This is a genomic window from Picosynechococcus sp. PCC 7003 (assembly GCF_001693255.1).
Lineage (GTDB): Bacteria > Cyanobacteriota > Cyanobacteriia > Cyanobacteriales > MRBY01 > MRBY01.
The window spans coordinates 19,469-34,738 of the sequence record NZ_CP016475.1 but is presented as its reverse complement, the minus strand read 5'-3'; the positions used below and the strand labels follow the sequence as shown (position 1 = coordinate 34,738).

Annotated in this window: 12 protein-coding genes; 4 read left to right on the top strand and 8 right to left on the bottom strand. The window is 40.9% G+C overall.

Going from position 1 to position 15,270, the window contains the following annotated elements; genetic code table 11:
- Positions 1 to 330 precede the first annotated feature (330 nt).
- From AWQ21_RS14635 to AWQ21_RS14610, 6 genes are read right to left on the bottom strand one after another with little or no spacing between them, the layout of a single operon-like run.
- Positions 331 to 3,474 (bottom strand): type I restriction endonuclease subunit R, encoded by a 3,144-nt coding sequence (locus tag AWQ21_RS14635; protein ID WP_065715434.1) that lies wholly within the window; start codon positions 3,472 to 3,474, stop codon positions 331 to 333.
- A complete protein-coding gene (locus AWQ21_RS14630; protein WP_065715433.1) occupies positions 3,474 to 4,133 on the bottom strand; it encodes a hypothetical protein in 660 nt (219 codons plus the stop codon). The genes AWQ21_RS14635 and AWQ21_RS14630 overlap by 1 nt, the downstream gene beginning before the upstream one ends.
- 4 nt (positions 4,134 to 4,137) lie before the next feature.
- Positions 4,138 to 5,388 (bottom strand): restriction endonuclease subunit S, encoded by a 1,251-nt coding sequence (locus AWQ21_RS14625; protein WP_065715432.1) that lies wholly within the window; start codon positions 5,386 to 5,388, stop codon positions 4,138 to 4,140.
- 3 nt (positions 5,389 to 5,391) lie between these two features.
- Entirely contained in the window at positions 5,392 to 5,745 is a 354-nt protein-coding gene (locus tag AWQ21_RS14620; protein ID WP_065715431.1) for a DUF86 domain-containing protein, read from the bottom strand.
- Positions 5,742 to 6,035 carry a nucleotidyltransferase family protein gene (locus tag AWQ21_RS14615; protein ID WP_065715430.1) on the bottom strand — a complete coding sequence of 98 codons (294 nt, stop codon included), beginning with the start codon at positions 6,033 to 6,035 and terminating at the stop codon, positions 5,742 to 5,744. Before AWQ21_RS14615 ends, AWQ21_RS14620 begins: the two co-directional genes overlap by 4 nt.
- Complete coding sequence (locus AWQ21_RS14610) at positions 6,035 to 7,597, bottom strand: class I SAM-dependent DNA methyltransferase (protein ID WP_065715429.1); 1,563 nt, start codon at positions 7,595 to 7,597, stop codon at positions 6,035 to 6,037. Before AWQ21_RS14610 ends, AWQ21_RS14615 begins: the two co-directional genes overlap by 1 nt.
- Positions 7,598 to 7,725: 128 nt before the next feature.
- Between AWQ21_RS14610 and AWQ21_RS14605 the strand changes: the two genes are divergently transcribed.
- From AWQ21_RS14605 to AWQ21_RS16660, 3 genes are all read left to right on the top strand, one after another.
- A complete protein-coding gene (locus AWQ21_RS14605) occupies positions 7,726 to 7,923 on the top strand; it encodes a hypothetical protein (RefSeq protein WP_065715428.1) in 198 nt (65 codons plus the stop codon).
- Positions 7,924 to 7,976: 53 nt separating this feature from the next.
- A complete protein-coding gene (locus tag AWQ21_RS14600) occupies positions 7,977 to 10,112 on the top strand; it encodes a DUF262 domain-containing protein (protein WP_065715427.1) in 2,136 nt (711 codons plus the stop codon).
- Positions 10,113 to 10,624: 512 nt separating this feature from the next.
- Positions 10,625 to 10,759 carry a hypothetical protein gene (locus tag AWQ21_RS16660; protein ID WP_257784288.1) on the top strand — a complete coding sequence of 45 codons (135 nt, stop codon included), beginning with the start codon at positions 10,625 to 10,627 and terminating at the stop codon, positions 10,757 to 10,759.
- A 546-nt stretch (positions 10,760 to 11,305) separates the two neighbouring features.
- On the opposite strand, the gene AWQ21_RS14590 is transcribed toward AWQ21_RS16660, so the two are convergent.
- On the bottom strand, positions 11,306 to 11,977 hold the full coding sequence (locus tag AWQ21_RS14590) for a hypothetical protein (RefSeq protein WP_065715425.1): 672 nt from the start codon (positions 11,975 to 11,977) through the stop codon (positions 11,306 to 11,308).
- 25 nt (positions 11,978 to 12,002) lie between these two features.
- Positions 12,003 to 14,120 (bottom strand): DNA/RNA helicase domain-containing protein, encoded by a 2,118-nt coding sequence (locus tag AWQ21_RS14585; RefSeq protein WP_065715424.1) that lies wholly within the window; start codon positions 14,118 to 14,120, stop codon positions 12,003 to 12,005.
- Positions 14,121 to 14,329: 209 nt separating this feature from the next.
- On the opposite strand from AWQ21_RS14585, the gene AWQ21_RS14580 reads away from it, so the two are divergent.
- Entirely contained in the window at positions 14,330 to 15,256 is a 927-nt protein-coding gene (locus tag AWQ21_RS14580) for a DUF559 domain-containing protein (protein WP_065715423.1), read from the top strand.
- Positions 15,257 to 15,270: the final 14 nt, after the last annotated feature.

Below are 15,270 nucleotides of genomic sequence, written 5' to 3'. Positions count from 1 at the left end.
TGAGTAAGTGATTACGTATTTAAGTGGTTAAGTGAATTTTAGCGCGATTTTCCCACTTGAACACGTGAATAAGTAAACAAGTGACTACTTGATTAAGTGGGTATAGGGGCGATCGCTTCAACCTCTGTCGGAGGTTTTACAAGGAGCTGATTCATTGATGACTGACAAGGCTACAGAGTAATGCCTCCAGAATCTACTTGCACTTTTTTACACGTATCTCGGCATGACCCCTATCCGAGATACGTCTTGAGCCTATGTCGCATTATGTACCTTTGTTGGGATGAACCCCATTATGCTGATCCGTTATACGCCATAAATTCCAGCGATCGCCTATAAATTATTTACTTCTGCTTCGGTGTAAACCTTGGCTTGTTCCAGTACCAGTTCAATGGCGAGGGCTTGCATATCAGGCGGATAACCATATTGGCGAAGTAAACGTTTCACCATCACCTTCATTCTGGCTCGGACACTCTCCTTTAAATTCCAGTCAATAGAAGCATTTTTCTTGATTCTCTCTGTGAGGGCGATCGCCAACTCTTTTAAACCACTAACTCCCATCACATCAATTGCGCTTTGGTTATCGCCGAGGGCTAGGTAAAAGGCATATTCGTAGGGTTCTAGTCCTAATTCCTCTGCCTCTTGATCGCCTTGGGTGAGTTCCTTGGATAGGTTGAGTAGTTCTTCGATTACGTCGGTAACTTCGATGACGTGGTTATGGTAGCGGCGTAGGGAATCTTCGAGCATATCCGCGAGTTTTCGGCTCTGGACAAGGTTTACTTTACGACGGTTGCGGACTTCATCATTCAGGAGTTTCTGGAGCAGTTCGACGGCAAGGTTTTTATGTTTCATACCCCGTACTTCGTCGATAAATTCATCGGAAATGATGGAAATATCGGGGTCTTTGATACCTGCTTCGTCAAAGATATTGATCACGGCATCGGTCACTAGGGCTTGGTCTACAACTTGCCGGATTGCACTTTCAATATCGCGGTTACTGAGTCCACCGTTACTGGGTTCGAGTTTATAGATGCTGGCTTGGATGGCTTGGAAAAAGGATATTTTTTCGGCTTGTGCGAGTGCTTCTGGGTGGGGAACGGCGAGGGAATAGGCTTTTGATAATGCGGTCACTTCCCGAAGAAATCTTTCTTTGCGGTCGGGGTGGCAGACATAATCGGTGGCGGATTTGAGGATGTTTAGTTTCCCTCCGGTGTCAGCACTGAAATATCGGTTGCTATCGAACTCTGCGAGGATTTGTTCGACCACTTCAATTTTGCTCAGGAGTAATCCCAAGGCTACATCTTGATCAAGGGTCGGTTGCCCTTTACCGCCGCTCTCGGCATAGAAATTGAGGGCTTTTTTCAGTTCGGTTGCCAGCCCCAAATAATCCACCACTAATCCGCCTTCTTTGTCGAAATAAACGCGGTTAATTCGGGCGATCGCCTGCATGAGGTTATGGGATTTTAGGGGTTTATCGATGTACATGGTGTGGAGGCAGGGGGCATCGAATCCGGTTAGCCACATATCGCAGACGATGACCATTTCGAGTTCATCATCGGGGTCTTTGAGTCGTTGGGCTAGAACTTGGCGATCGCCTTTGCTGGTGTGATGTTTCACGAGGGTTTCGTCGTCGTCGGCATTGGCAGTCATGACGACTTTGATTTTGCCCTTGGTCAGGTCGTCATCGTGCCAGTCTGGGAGGAGTTCAGTAATTTGGGCATAAAGGTTAGCGGCAATGCGACGGCTCATGGTGACGATCATCGCTTTACCCCGATTGGCTTTTTGGCGTTCGGCAAAGTGGCTGACAATATCGGCGGCGATCGCCTCTAGTCTTTTGGTTGCGCCGACAATGGCTTCGAGTTGGGTTCCCTTGGCTTTGGCTTTTTGGGTGGTGCTGAGGTCTTCAAACTGGAGGTCTTCTTCAAGTTCTTCGATCAGTTGTCTGCCCTGTTCTTCGAGTTCGAGTTTTATCAGGCGACTTTCGTAGTAAATGGGGACGGTTGCGCCATCTCTAACGGCTTGGGCAATGTCGTAAATGTCGATGTAATCGCCGAAAACTTCCTTGGTATTTTTGTCGCTGGTTTCGATGGGGGTTCCGGTAAAACCAACAAAGGAGGCATGGGGTAGGGCATCGCGGATATAACGGGCAAAGCCATATTTAGTTTGTTTCCCGATAATGTTTCCGGCTTCGTCCTTGAGGTCTACTTGTTTCGCTTTAAAGCCGTATTGACTGCGGTGGGCTTCGTCGGCGAGGACAATGATATTTTCTCGGTTACTGAGGGTGGGATATAGGGCTTCGCCATCAGTCGGGGCGAATTTCTGGATAGTGGAAAAGACAATGCCACCGGAGGCAACTTTGAGGAGGTCTTGGACGGCGGCGCGATCATCGGCTTGTTGGGGGTCTTGGCGCAGGAGCTGACGGCATCCGGCAAAGGTATCAAAGAGTTGGTCGTCTAGGTCGTTGCGGTCGGTCAGGACTAGGATTGTGGGATTTTCTAGGGCTTGGTTTAATACCAGTTTCCCGCTGAGAAAGACCATTGATAGGGATTTACCGCTGCCTTGGGTATGCCAAATTACTCCGCCTCGGCGATCGCCACTGGTGGCATTAACCACATTTTCTACTGCTTTATTGACGGCGTGATACTGGTGATAGGCAGCAATTTTCTTGATGGGTTTAATGGTGACTTGTTCGGTTTTGGGGTCTTGGGTCTTGGTTGCCTCGAAAACGGTAAAGTGGCGAATCAGGTCTAGGAGGGTCTGTTTATTCAGCATTCCCTCGGTTAAAACTTCGAGTTCGTTGGTTTGGTCGTCCTCTGTTTTGCCATCTTTGGTTTTCCACTGCATGAAGCGGTTGTAGTCGGCAGAAAGTGAGCCTGCTTTGGCGCTCAGTCCATCGGAGATAATCAGCAGGGCATTGTAGGTAAAGAGGCTGGGTATTTCGCGTTTATAGGTCTGGAGTTGGTTATAAGCGGCGTAAATATCGGCTTTTTGGTCGGCGGCGTTTTTCAGTTCGATCACCACCAAGGGTAAGCCGTTCACAAACAGGATGATATCGGGGCGGCGGTTGTGGTTATCTTCAATGATGGTGAATTGGTTAATGGCGAGAAATTCATTGTTTTCGGGGTGTTCCCAGTCAATGAGCCAAACTTTTTCACCTCTGGTTTCGCCGTCTTTCTGAAATTCTACGGTGATGCCTTCGGTGAGGTATTGGTGGAATTTTTGGTTGTTGGCGATGAGGTCTGGGCTGGCAATGCTTAGGACTTCGCGGATAGCTTGCTGTTGGGAGTCGTAGGGAATATCGGGATTTAAAGTATTGACAGCGTGCTTAAGTCTGCCTAATAAAACGACATCACTATAGGTGTCTCTTTCAGAATACTCGCTATCTGGCGCAATTTGAGCACCATGGATATATTCATAGCCTAAGCTTTCAAAAAGCCGAAGCATAAACTGTTCTATTTTATTTTCAGTAAGTTTCATCAGCTTTCAACATTATTAGGTACAAATTCTTGGTATTTGCTCAAATAAGCAATTTTATCTCCGTAAAAGAGTGCAATGCTTGTATCAACTAAAACTTCTGCAACTTCTACAGGATCATATTCCTCATCTAGCCATTCATTAAAATCTTGATAATCTTCATATACTGGCTGTATTTCCTCTTTTCCTTGAAGAGGATGTTCAATTTCATAAAAATCGATAATAAAACAAGCGATATTTTCTATTGTTGATATTAAAAACAAAGATGTAGTATTATCGATTTCTTCTTTTTTGTAAGACTTTAAATCTTTTCCATGGGAAAAAGCATTACGAATTTTGCCGAGATTAGTCAAAGAATTAATCAGACCAGTAATGAAGTTGCTATTCTCTTCATGACTAATAACATTAACTTTTTTTAGAGTTTGTCTTATAAGTGGATTGATTTTAATACTACGTAACTTGCTTGGATCATTTCGATATTCTTCATCTAGTTCAGATAGAATTGTTTTAAAAATCGTCTCTATCAAACTATTTGAGTTGCTGATTGCAGATTCTATATCAGATTCATAGCTAAACTCTATTCTATCTATCCATTTCTTTAAATCTCCCCAGCGATAAGAGTATTTTTCAGTGAGTTCTCTCAGTCTTGATAAGTCAGCCATATTATCAATTCACCCGCAGTTGTCCGCTCATTAGTTTAGGCAGCAAGGTATCACGGGTTTTTGTTAGGGTTTGAATTTCCAGAGCATTTTTAATACTCTTGTCTAATAACGGACTAAACACATTATTAAAGTCTTTTAATTGATTATCTGTGGGAACAACACAGAGAGCTTCTGTTAAATGCTTTCTCTGAATATGTCCCATTGTTGTTGCTTTACTTTTTGCTATGTGTTGAAAAATCTTCAGATGGGATAAAACCCACTGATGATAAAACCATTTTGGAAACTTCTCAGATGTCACCTTAAAAAGATGTTGATTTAATGCACCTTTTCCTAAACACCAAATTGCAACTTCTAAGGAGCCAGACCAAGAAAAAATAATATCTCCATTATCAATAACATATTGCTCTGGTATATTCTTTGTTGCTTTATCTGTATTGTCTGTAATTCTTTGTTTAAGCTCCCTAATCTTAATTACAGGTAAAATATCATTTTCGTTTTCTGGAGGATATTTTTGTAGAGCTAAACCATTCAAGAAATCAGCGATTGAATCTAAACTTTCAACTCGCCAACCTTCGGGGATTTCGCCGAGTTCTGAGGGAATCATTGCGCCGCCGGAGGATTTATAAGGTTTGCCGTCTTGGTTGGGGAACTCGAAATCGATAAACCAATGTTTGAATAATGTCTGGGCGATCGCCTCTAGGGTCTCGTTCTGTTTTCTCAGGTTCTCAATCTTCACATCTAGGCAGGATAAAACGGCGGCGATCGCCTTTTGCTCTTCTAAATTTAGTAAGGGAATTAATATTTCTTGTAAGTCCCTAATTGGTAACTGGGGTTGAGCTGAACCACTAGAAAAGGATTGAACTTGATATTTAAATAAATTAGATTTTAAAAATAAATAGAGAAACTCAGGAAGTACATTTTTTTGACATCTCAAAATTACCATTCCAGAATTTATCCTAATCTCTCCAAAAGGAATTGATTTTGTGAAAAAACCAATATTGCCTAAAGTTCCCCTGGTTGTTAAAACAATATCATTTCTTCTGAGCTTTCCTTTTCTTAATGATTCATCTTTTTGCTTGGAGATAAATTGACAATCCGAAAAATCAAAACCGTCCTCTCTAACATTTTTGGTACTCAAAAACAAACAGTAGCCTTTTTTCTTGAAATCTTCTGTTTTTGGATAATTTTTGCCTCGATCACCATCGATAATTTCGACGTCACTTTCTTTAAGCGTTATCAAATTTAATTCACTCATATTTCAAACTCCACCTTTTTTCTTCGTTAGCATTAATTCGACCTCAGACTTTAATGCAGGTAAATTATTGGCGATTGAATCCCAAACTCGATTTAAACTAATGCCGCCTAAATAATCATGAACTAAAACATTCCGAAAACCCGCCAGTCCGCGCCAATCAACATTAGGCGCTTGGGTTTTCAAGCTATCGGAAAGCCGCTGGGTTGATTCCGCCATAATCTGCAACCGACGCAAAACCGCATCCTGAACCAAAGCATTTTCCAGAAAATCGTTCTGCCCTTTGACCGTGTAGCTTTGGACAGCCTCGATACACTCCAAAATATGCTCCAAATAAATTAGATCCTTGTCCTCACTCATAGCGGTTGAGCCTCCGCCAAAATGCGATCCCTAATCAAAACACTAATCCCATCCTCAGTCAGCACATCAACCCGCCGCCCTAACAAATCCTGTAAATCCATCAAAAGCCCCCCCGGAAACCAAGGCGTAGTCTTATTGGGGTCATAATCAATCAAAAAATCAATATCACTCTCCGGCGTATCCTCACCCCGTACCACCGAGCCAAACACTCGCACATTAAACGCCCCATGCTTTGCCGCAATCTCTAGAATGATTTCCCGTTTTTCCTCTAGTAAATCCTTTAATCCCATCACTCCACCTCCAGAGAAAAACCAACCTTCGCTAACTGAATTTTAATCTCAGTATCCAGCGCCAAACCCTCTTTCATCTGTTCCGCCAACTCCGCCGTTAAAGCACCCATCTTCTCCTCAAAAGGAGTCCCATCATCTTCCTCATCTGGAATCCCCACATATCGCCCCGGAGTCAAAACAAACTTATGCTTTTCGATATCCGCTAAATCTGCCGACTTACAGAAACCCTTAATATCCTCATACTTGCCCCCTTCCAGTTTCCACTGATGGTAAGTATCCGCAACCTTGGCGATATCCTCCTCCGCAAACGCCCGATTACGCCGATTGACCATATAGCCCAACTCCGACGCATCGATAAATAACACCTCACCCTTCCGAGAGCGATTCTTATTACCGTTCTTATAGCGAGACAGGAACCACAGACAAGCCGGAATGCCAGTATTGTAAAAAAGCTGAGTCGGGAGCATCACAATACAATCCACCAAATCCGCCTCCACCAATGCCTTGCGAATGTCCCCCTCACCACTGGTATTAGAAGACAGCGACCCATTCGACAGCACAAAACCCGCCGAACCCGTGGGCGAGAGATGATAGAGGAAATGCTGTACCCAAGCAAAATTTGCATTCCCCTTTGGCGGCGCACCATAAGTCCAACGACCATCACCCTGTAATAAATCCCCACTCCAATCACTGTCATTGAATGGCGGATTAGCGATCACAAAATCAGCCTTTAGATCCCTATGGGCATCATTGAGGAAAGACCCCTCCGGATTCCACTTAATATTGCTGCCATCAATCCCCCGAATCGCGAGGTTCATCCGACAAAGCTTATAGGTCGTCTCGTTGCTCTCCTGCCCATAGATCGACACATCATCCAGCCGTCCTTGGTGCGCCTCAATGAATTTCTGACTCTGGACAAACATTCCCCCAGAACCACAGCAAGGGTCAAACACCCGCCCATGGTACGGTTCCAACATCTCCACCAAGAGCCGCACAATACTTTCGGGAGTATAGAACTGTCCCCCTTTCTTCCCCTCATTCAGCGCAAACTGACCGAGAAAATACTCATAGACCCGACCTAATAAATCCTGAGCCTGAGCCTCCGCATCCCCAAGGGCAATCGAACCAATCAGATCAATCAGTCCCCCCAGAGAAGCCGGATCGAGTTTTTGCTGACCATAAACCTTCGGCAAAATCCCTTTCAGACGTTTCGCATTTTCCGCCTCAATCTTTGCCATCGCCTGATCGACAATTTCCCCAATATCAGGCTGTTTCGCTTTCCCCTGAATAAAAGACCATCGCGCTTCCTTCGGCACAAAGAAAACATTCTCCGCCACATACTCGTCTTTATCCTCTGGGTCTGCCCCCTCATACATTCCCTCACCAGCAACCAGTTTTTGGTATAGCTCCTCGAAGGCATCCGAGATGTATTTCAGAAAGATTAGACCAAGGACAATGTGCTTATATTCCGCCGCATCAATATTCTTACGGAGCTTATCCGCTGATTTCCAAAGTTTCTGCTCAAAGGATTCTGTATCTACTTTTTTCGTCGTCTTGGGCATAGGTGGCGATCGCCTGAGATAAACACATAGAAGTTAGCGTAATCCAAAAGCTTATTTTAAGCACTTAAATGTCTACAAATCGCAATGAAGGTTAAAGTATTGGTGGTAATCTTCCCAAAGGAAAACCCATGCCGACCCAGGCCACACCAAAAAAAAATCAGCGACGTATCGGCAAAAGCGCAGATCCCAACTTTACCCGGACGACCATTTACCTGAGTAATGACCTACACCACCAAATCAAAGTCCATGCGGTGAGCAACAAAGAGGATATGTCTGAGCTGGTAGAGCGAGTAATGACTGATTACTTCACAAAGCAGAATTCATAACTAGACGGCGATTATATACATCATCTAAAATTCTTAATAATTTCAAAATTTCAATGAAAGCACAAGCAACACAGTTACTAAAATTTCTGCAAACCTCACTGCAATTAAATATCCCTATCTATCAACGTACTTATTCATGGGAGATCAAAGAATGTCAACAGTTATGGGATGACATTATTAGAGCAGGAAAAAGTGACAAGATAGAAGTACACTTTATAGGTTCAGTTGTTTATATAATGTCGAATGAAAGTGCAACTGCTCCCCTATTGATCATTGATGGTCAGCAACGACTAACAACTATTTCTATTTTACTAGAAGCTTTAGCAAGAGAACTTGAAAATTATTCTGAGGAAAAAATACCAAAAGGATTCTCCTCCTCTCAAATTCGTGGCAAATATCTCACGAATCCTTACCCTGATGATCCTTCTGAAAAATATAAGCTAATATTAACTCAAACAGATAAAGATACATGGCTATCGTTGCTGAAGAATCAGGATTTTCCACACAACAAATCTCTTAAAATTTCCACTAACTTTGATTTTTTTACTCAAAAGATTAGGGGAATTAATAATAATCTTCACCAATTGTGCAAGGGTCTGAAAAAATTAATGGTTGTTGACATTGCCTTAGACCGAAAATCTGATAATCCTCAACTCATATTTGAAAGCATGAACTCAACAGGACGAGAGTTGAGCCAAGCTGATTTAATACGTAATTTTATCCTTATGGGACTCGAACCAGAACAGCAAACGAGTCTCTATGAAAATTATTGGCGTAGAATGGAGTTGGAGTTTGGTCAAGAAGCTTATAGTAGCTACTTTGACAGCTTCATGCGATATTATTTAACAGTAAAATTAGGCGAATTACCTAAGAAAACGGATGTGTATGTCACGTTCAAAAAACTTATAAATTCAAAGACTATAGATTCCAATATCATAAATAAAACCGTCGAAGATTTATATCGATTTTCAAAATATTATTGTGCCATTGCTCTTGGGAGAGAAACAGACAAAGACTTAAAAAGTGCTTTCAGAGATTTAAGAGAATTAAAAGTCGATGTATGTTATCCACTACTCCTCGAATTGTACGCTGATTATCAGAATAAAATTCTTTCTAAAAATGAATTGCTAGAAGCTACGAGGCTCATTGAAAGTTATGTTTTTCGTAGAGCTATTTGTTCAATTCCCACAAACTCATTGAATAAAACATTTGCCAATTTTCACAAGTTTCTCAAAAAAGATCGATATCTTGAAAGCATTAAAGCCCGATTTTTAACATTGCCATCTTACAGAAGATTTCCTAATAATGAAGAATTTAAAAGAGAGTTAAAAATTCGTGATTTATATAACTTTCGTAATCGTTCCTATTGGCTACGTCGTTTAGAAAACCACAACAAAAAAGAATTAGTTGTTGTAGATGAATACACAATCGAGCATATCATGCCACAGAATAAAAAATTATCTGATGAGTGGCAGAAAGTTCTTGGCGAAAATTGGCAAGCAATTCAAGCGAAATGGTTACATACATTGGGAAACCTAACACTTACAGCTTATAACTCAGAATACAGTGATCGTCCATTTCCAGAAAAAAGAGACTTAACAATAGAAGTTGATGGTGGAACAGCAAAAGAAATTGGCTTTAAATATAGTCCTTTATCACTAAATCAGGGATTAGGTCAGATTGAAGAATGGACTGAAGATGAAATCAAGCATAGAGCTGAAAAATTGTCCCAAAAAGCAATTGAAGTTTGGGTAGCACCGAAACTTGAACAGGATGTCTTAGATGTCTATCAGGAAAAGGATACAAACAATACCAATTATTCAGTTAACGATCACCCACATCTTCTCTCTGGAAATATTAAAAAGTTGTTTACGGAGTTTAGGAAGCAAGTGCTTGACCTTGACCCTTGCATTACAGAAGAATTTTTAAAACTTTATGTAGCGTATAAAGCCGAAACCAACTTTGTTGATGTAGTTCCCCAAGCCAAACGATTGAGACTATCTCTAAATATGAAATTCCCTGAAATCAATGATCCTAAAGGTTTATGCAAAGATGTAACTAATTTAGGTCGTTGGGGAAATGGTGATGTCGAAGTTGGTTTAGAAAATTTAGAGCAACTTCCCTATGTCATTGGCCTCGTACGGCAATCTTTTGAAAAGCAGATGAATAACAGTGATGATGAAATCTAGTAACGTTCCACAAAGCATATTTCTCGGCGATCACCTGCCTTCAAACCTTTACAGAGCAATGATCCCCAACGATAGAATTAATTTAAGAATAGACAAAAAATAGCCTAAGCTTACGATAATTTGCAGCTATTTTCCTTGAAAGCCTTGTATAGAAATAGTTTCAGCGATTTCAATAAGCTTACGATAATTCGCGTTAAAGCGCGCTTCACCGCTTAATATCCTATATGCGATTATTCACTCAACCAATGCTTTTTTCTCATTGAGGGTAACGAATAGGCGCACCGCAAAGCGGATCTCTTCGAGATCGCCTTAGTCATCTCCAACAAACGGAGTGACCACAATATGTAGAAATGACTTAAACCCGTGTTATATTATTTTCACGTGGTTATCTCGTCATTCAAACCACTGATTTAGTAGATGAGCTAGAGCAACATCGTTTTTCCCACAGAAGTTTCAAAGGTTGCAGAACCATTGCTGCGCCTATACATAACTTCCAAAGAGGAAAAACCAGTATGTCTCTACTAAATCTCCGGTTTCGCGCTATTGCTGCTCGTCTTCAAGTTTTAGACAATTCACATCCCGACCTCGCCTTCCCCAAGGTTAGTAACTTGGTACAGACCCATCCCTCTTGGGAACTACGCCTGTAGCCTGGCAGCATGTGAACTTTTATGGTCGCTATGAGTTCAATAGAAGCCCTGAAAGATTGATATAGAAGCGATCCTTCAACAATTGATACAGCTTCCAATTCCCTCAGATGAGTAAGCCTTTTTCTGGAATATACCTTTTCGGGGGGATATGTAAAAAACCCCATAAACCACAACAAAAAGTACATAAGAACTATTAGATGACTTGGCCCTACTAAATTCGCTGAAGAGTAATAAGTTCTCAAAATTTTGAATCTATTTACAAGGACTGGAATAACCCAAGCTAGGCCCGGAAGCACGCCAACGATTTTCGCTATAAATAGCTCGATGCCAATGTCCATCACCATGATGGCCATACGTCACACCGTTACGATCCTTACAGATTGAAGAAGCCACAAGAAAGCCTGAACTAGCATTACCAGCACCGCTAAAGCTAAGGCAAAGAGTTATGGCGAGAATTAAACCTGATAAAAATTGCTTTGTCATATTGAGTCAATGTTCAAACTAGCTCTTGAATTGTAAACCATCATTTACTCAACAATTTCACAACTATCCTTTTATATGCTCACTTAAAATTAACTCGACTTCTTCAGCCAAATTAAGACACAAAATAGGATCTAATTCTTCTTTTCCTTTAGGTATATGAATAATCATCAGCTCATGAATTGGCTTTCCTAACATCCGAGCATATAAACTCAACTGAAGACTATAGTGAATATAGTTACAATCATCGAGGTGATCTAAAGGTGGCTTGAGTTTCTTCCCACCGAAACTATTTTTGTAAATAGCCTTATTAGTTTTCCAGTCGAAGATAGACCAAGTTCCATCATCTCTTTCTATGAGCAAATCTGCCATACCAGCTACGGATACATCATCTGCATGCAGAATTGTTTCTAAATGAAGTTTGTAGCCAGATTGCCTTAACGCATCGAATTTTGGAATATATGGCTGAATCAAGTCTATCTCAGTAGTATTGCCAAGAAGGTAGTTTTCTATTTGCTTATGTACTGCTGTACCATAGGGAGCTGCTGCATCCCACTCAGCTAAGATTTCAGAAATGCTGCGTCCTGTTTTTTGACTGACTCTCTCAGCATTTCCCATCCGGTCGAATGGCTCTTTGTACCGATTGATTATTTTAGAAACACTTGTGTATTGCTTGCCTTGAGTATCGATATATACATGAGTTTTTTTATCAAGCTTTATGTTGGTTGCAATTGGCATAGTTATTCTATAGGTTAAATTTTCTTCAGGAAATCAGCGCTTGAACTTCTTGTGCTTCCTGCATTAGAGGAGAATTAAGACCCCACAACTCTAGTAAAAGTGAAGAGCGAGTACAAGCAACATGAATCTGAGCACGCATACGCTGTATGTTCTCTTTCGCCATATCATCTTTCTCAAAGCTGTGGACATAAGTGAGGTGGCAAATATGTGCCGTATAGCCTTTTGCTGAGTTAATAGTGCTTACAGTAACTTTTCCGGGTACAAAAGCTGACTGATCACGTCCATCATGACCATTTTTAAGTTTTACAGGTATGTGAACAGCAATATCCTCTTTTTGTAACCGCTTACTTATCTCAACAACCTGATCTGTGAAAGGGGCCATAATCAAGACGTCATCTGGCTGTACATTATCACCATCGGCTGAAAGAGTATATTTGATTCGCTTTACCAGAGCATTAAGCATTAACTCTTCATTTAAAAAGGAGTTAATAACTGGGGGCATTCCCTCTTCAACAGCAAAGTTGATTTTAAACTGACGATTATCAATCTGTTCTACACTTAATTTTCCGGCGTTAGGATGATCTAAACTCGGATCATCAGGTATGCGTTCCTTCTTAAATTCACTAATGCCAGAGAACTGGATCATCTGTGGATCATCTTCAGCGAGGCTACCCAATAACAAACTGAAAGAGAAAGACAGGATTTTATTTGTATTTCTATGACCCACCCTCATAATCGTCTTAAGACCTCTTGGGTTCACATCTGCACCTAGAAGCTCTTTCCAGGGAGGAACCTTAGAGGTACTTCCAGGGCGTGGTCTTCCGTAAATATTTTGGGCATCGTCATAAAAAATGATAATACTTCGCCCTAACTCTGGTTGATCTTGAGTAAAGTGACGAAGTAGAGGATACCAATCAAGAATTAAATCCTGTCCCTCATCAACAAAAGTATAACGATATCTGTCTTTATCTAAACCATTATCTAAAATATAATCGACAGCTTTAGAAATATCTTTAAAATCATATTTTTTACCTGCCAGTTTCCTTGCATAGCGGTCTATATTCTGAATTGTGAGTTTAGAAAAAGGGAAAGGCCATTGACTCTGATTCTTGCGGATATTAAAACAGTTAATAATAAGTTCTTTCAGATAAGGAACAAGCGAACGATTGTAACAAAGGACTAAAACTTCCGGGATGCAGTCAGTATCGAATGATCTCTTATCTCCAATATCACTAGAACTATTAGTAATCTCACGCAAAAATACTTCTGCCACTGCATTTGCGAGAACAATAGTCTTCCCACTACCTGCTACACCCCGTATTACTTTCGGCCCTCGCGTAAGATTTGGACTAAATGCTAAATCTTCCTGTTCTTTTGTTAAACGCTTAAGATAATTATTTTTACGATCAATGAGTTGACCCAAAGAACCAGTAGGCAAATTGCGTAAATGATTATTTGCTTTTCTAAGACCAGATGTAGAGCCAAATACTTTACAGAATAACTCTAAAGCATCTCTACTCACATTAGAACTACGAGTGATATTTTTTAACTCAGGAACTCGCTTTTTAAATACTTCTACATCCAGCATATCACTCAGCCAAACTTTATCTTGGTCAACATGCTGAGATCGTGAAGCAACATCTTCCGGAGAAACATTAGGCAACCAGCCCGCATAATAAAGAGGGGGAAGTTCTAAATCTTGTCTATCAAATAATTCTTCAAGTGGAGCCTTCAAATCATAGGCAAATTCTCTAGGCTGATCGAGTAGATCTTTATCTCCTGAAGAGCGACCTTGATACATCACTTGAGGCACATTATTCTCAAAGCTTGATATTCCATTAATTGTATGACTTTTAATTTCAATTACAAAAATTCCAACCCCTTCAACCCAGGCCACAAAATCTTCTGGACGAGATATTTTTCCAAGTTTTGATATCTCTGGCTCAACAATCATGTAAACTTTGCGATCTTCAAATCCCTGGAGCAAAGCAACCATTGCCTTACACATAGCAGCGGCATGATTATAGTGTTTATGAACTGTTTGTAAGCGCTCAATATTCTTAATCTGAGCATCCTTATGATTCTTATAAGCTCTCTCTAAAGTAGCTAGTTCCGGAAATGACTTGTTGCTTGGAGCATTCATAATTAAAGAGAATATTGGCGAGAATACAGTTCAAAAGAACTAATTTATTATTAAGATTTACTTATATACACCTAGTCTAAAAAGAACTTGCATTTCCATAGACAATTGTTACTAAAACTTTAAATTCACACTAAGGAAGGGAGGGAAACTGCGTGTAAAGGGTACATACAGTCAAGATTCCTGTATTATTTTGGGCTAAAACCAAATTCATGCCCGAATATCCTGATATCTATATACCCCCTCGCTTGAAGCAGATCTCCTCGGCTAAGCCAGAGTTACCAGCTCCCCCAGCAAAACCTGTAAAACCTGAACATCCAACAAAACCTAAATGGTGGCCACCGATTACAGTAGGTCTGCTTTGCTTAGTGGCTACATTAATCATCTTTTCTAATATTCCTGTACTTAGCTTAATTACAGGAGGGCTAGGGATCGCAGTCACTCGATTGATTCAAACTCAAGGATTCAGAGGAGATTTAGCCGAATATCGTAGATTAGAGCAGGAATACCCTCGTAGACTAACCGACTACGAAAAGGAAAGAAGAAATTTTCAAGATCTCAAAAATAGACTCAAGGACCCTCAATTTGTTCAAGAGTACCAACAAAAACTTCTTAATCAGTTTAAAAATACTATTTATCAGCCTGATGGATATAACAGCAATGCTCGAACTGGACGCTGTGAAGGTTGTTTATACAGAGCGATGAATAAGCACCTTCCTGGAAAAATCATCCAAAATGCCAAACTAGATATTCCAAATTACTCATACCCCTATAGTCCTGATGTCTGCTATGTCTATGATGATATCTACTTTGATATTGAAGTAGACGAGCCTTATACACCACTCAATGGGGATGGGGATTATAAGCCCATCCATGGCTGGGAAGAATCGAAAGAACACAACAGAAACAATTTTTTCCTGAACAAGGGCTGGGTCGTGATTCGTTTCTCTGAGGAACAAGTGGCCCGTTATCCCGATTCATGTGTTAAGGAGATCGCCCAAGTAGTTGAGCAGATAACACAAGAACCACTTCCAGCTTCATTAGTCAATGTCGAAAATTTAAACCCTCAACCTCGCTGGACGATAGAGGAAGCAGAGCAATTGGCAGACCGTAATCATCGCCAAACCTATGACTGCTGATTTGTGGCGATCAC

What these genes read in the sequence shown, in the direction of transcription:
- AWQ21_RS14635 (WP_065715434.1), bottom strand. Translation starts at nt 3,474, where the DNA reads ATGAAACTTACTGAAAATAAAATAGAACAGTTTATGCTTCGGCTTTTT.
- AWQ21_RS14630 (WP_065715433.1), bottom strand. Translation starts at nt 4,133, where the DNA reads ATGGCTGACTTATCAAGACTGAGAGAACTCACTGAAAAATACTCTTAT.
- AWQ21_RS14625 (WP_065715432.1), bottom strand. Translation starts at nt 5,388, where the DNA reads ATGAGTGAATTAAATTTGATAACGCTTAAAGAAAGTGACGTCGAAATT.
- AWQ21_RS14620 (WP_065715431.1), bottom strand. Translation starts at nt 5,745, where the DNA reads ATGAGTGAGGACAAGGATCTAATTTATTTGGAGCATATTTTGGAGTGT.
- AWQ21_RS14615 (WP_065715430.1), bottom strand. Translation starts at nt 6,035, where the DNA reads ATGGGATTAAAGGATTTACTAGAGGAAAAACGGGAAATCATTCTAGAG.
- AWQ21_RS14610 (WP_065715429.1), bottom strand. Translation starts at nt 7,597, where the DNA reads ATGCCCAAGACGACGAAAAAAGTAGATACAGAATCCTTTGAGCAGAAA.
- AWQ21_RS14605 (WP_065715428.1), top strand. Translation starts at nt 7,726, where the DNA reads ATGCCGACCCAGGCCACACCAAAAAAAAATCAGCGACGTATCGGCAAA.
- AWQ21_RS14600 (WP_065715427.1), top strand. Translation starts at nt 7,977, where the DNA reads ATGAAAGCACAAGCAACACAGTTACTAAAATTTCTGCAAACCTCACTG.
- AWQ21_RS16660 (WP_257784288.1), top strand. Translation starts at nt 10,625, where the DNA reads ATGTCTCTACTAAATCTCCGGTTTCGCGCTATTGCTGCTCGTCTTCAA.
- AWQ21_RS14590 (WP_065715425.1), bottom strand. Translation starts at nt 11,977, where the DNA reads ATGCCAATTGCAACCAACATAAAGCTTGATAAAAAAACTCATGTATAT.
- AWQ21_RS14585 (WP_065715424.1), bottom strand. Translation starts at nt 14,120, where the DNA reads ATGAATGCTCCAAGCAACAAGTCATTTCCGGAACTAGCTACTTTAGAG.
- AWQ21_RS14580 (WP_065715423.1), top strand. Translation starts at nt 14,330, where the DNA reads ATGCCCGAATATCCTGATATCTATATACCCCCTCGCTTGAAGCAGATC.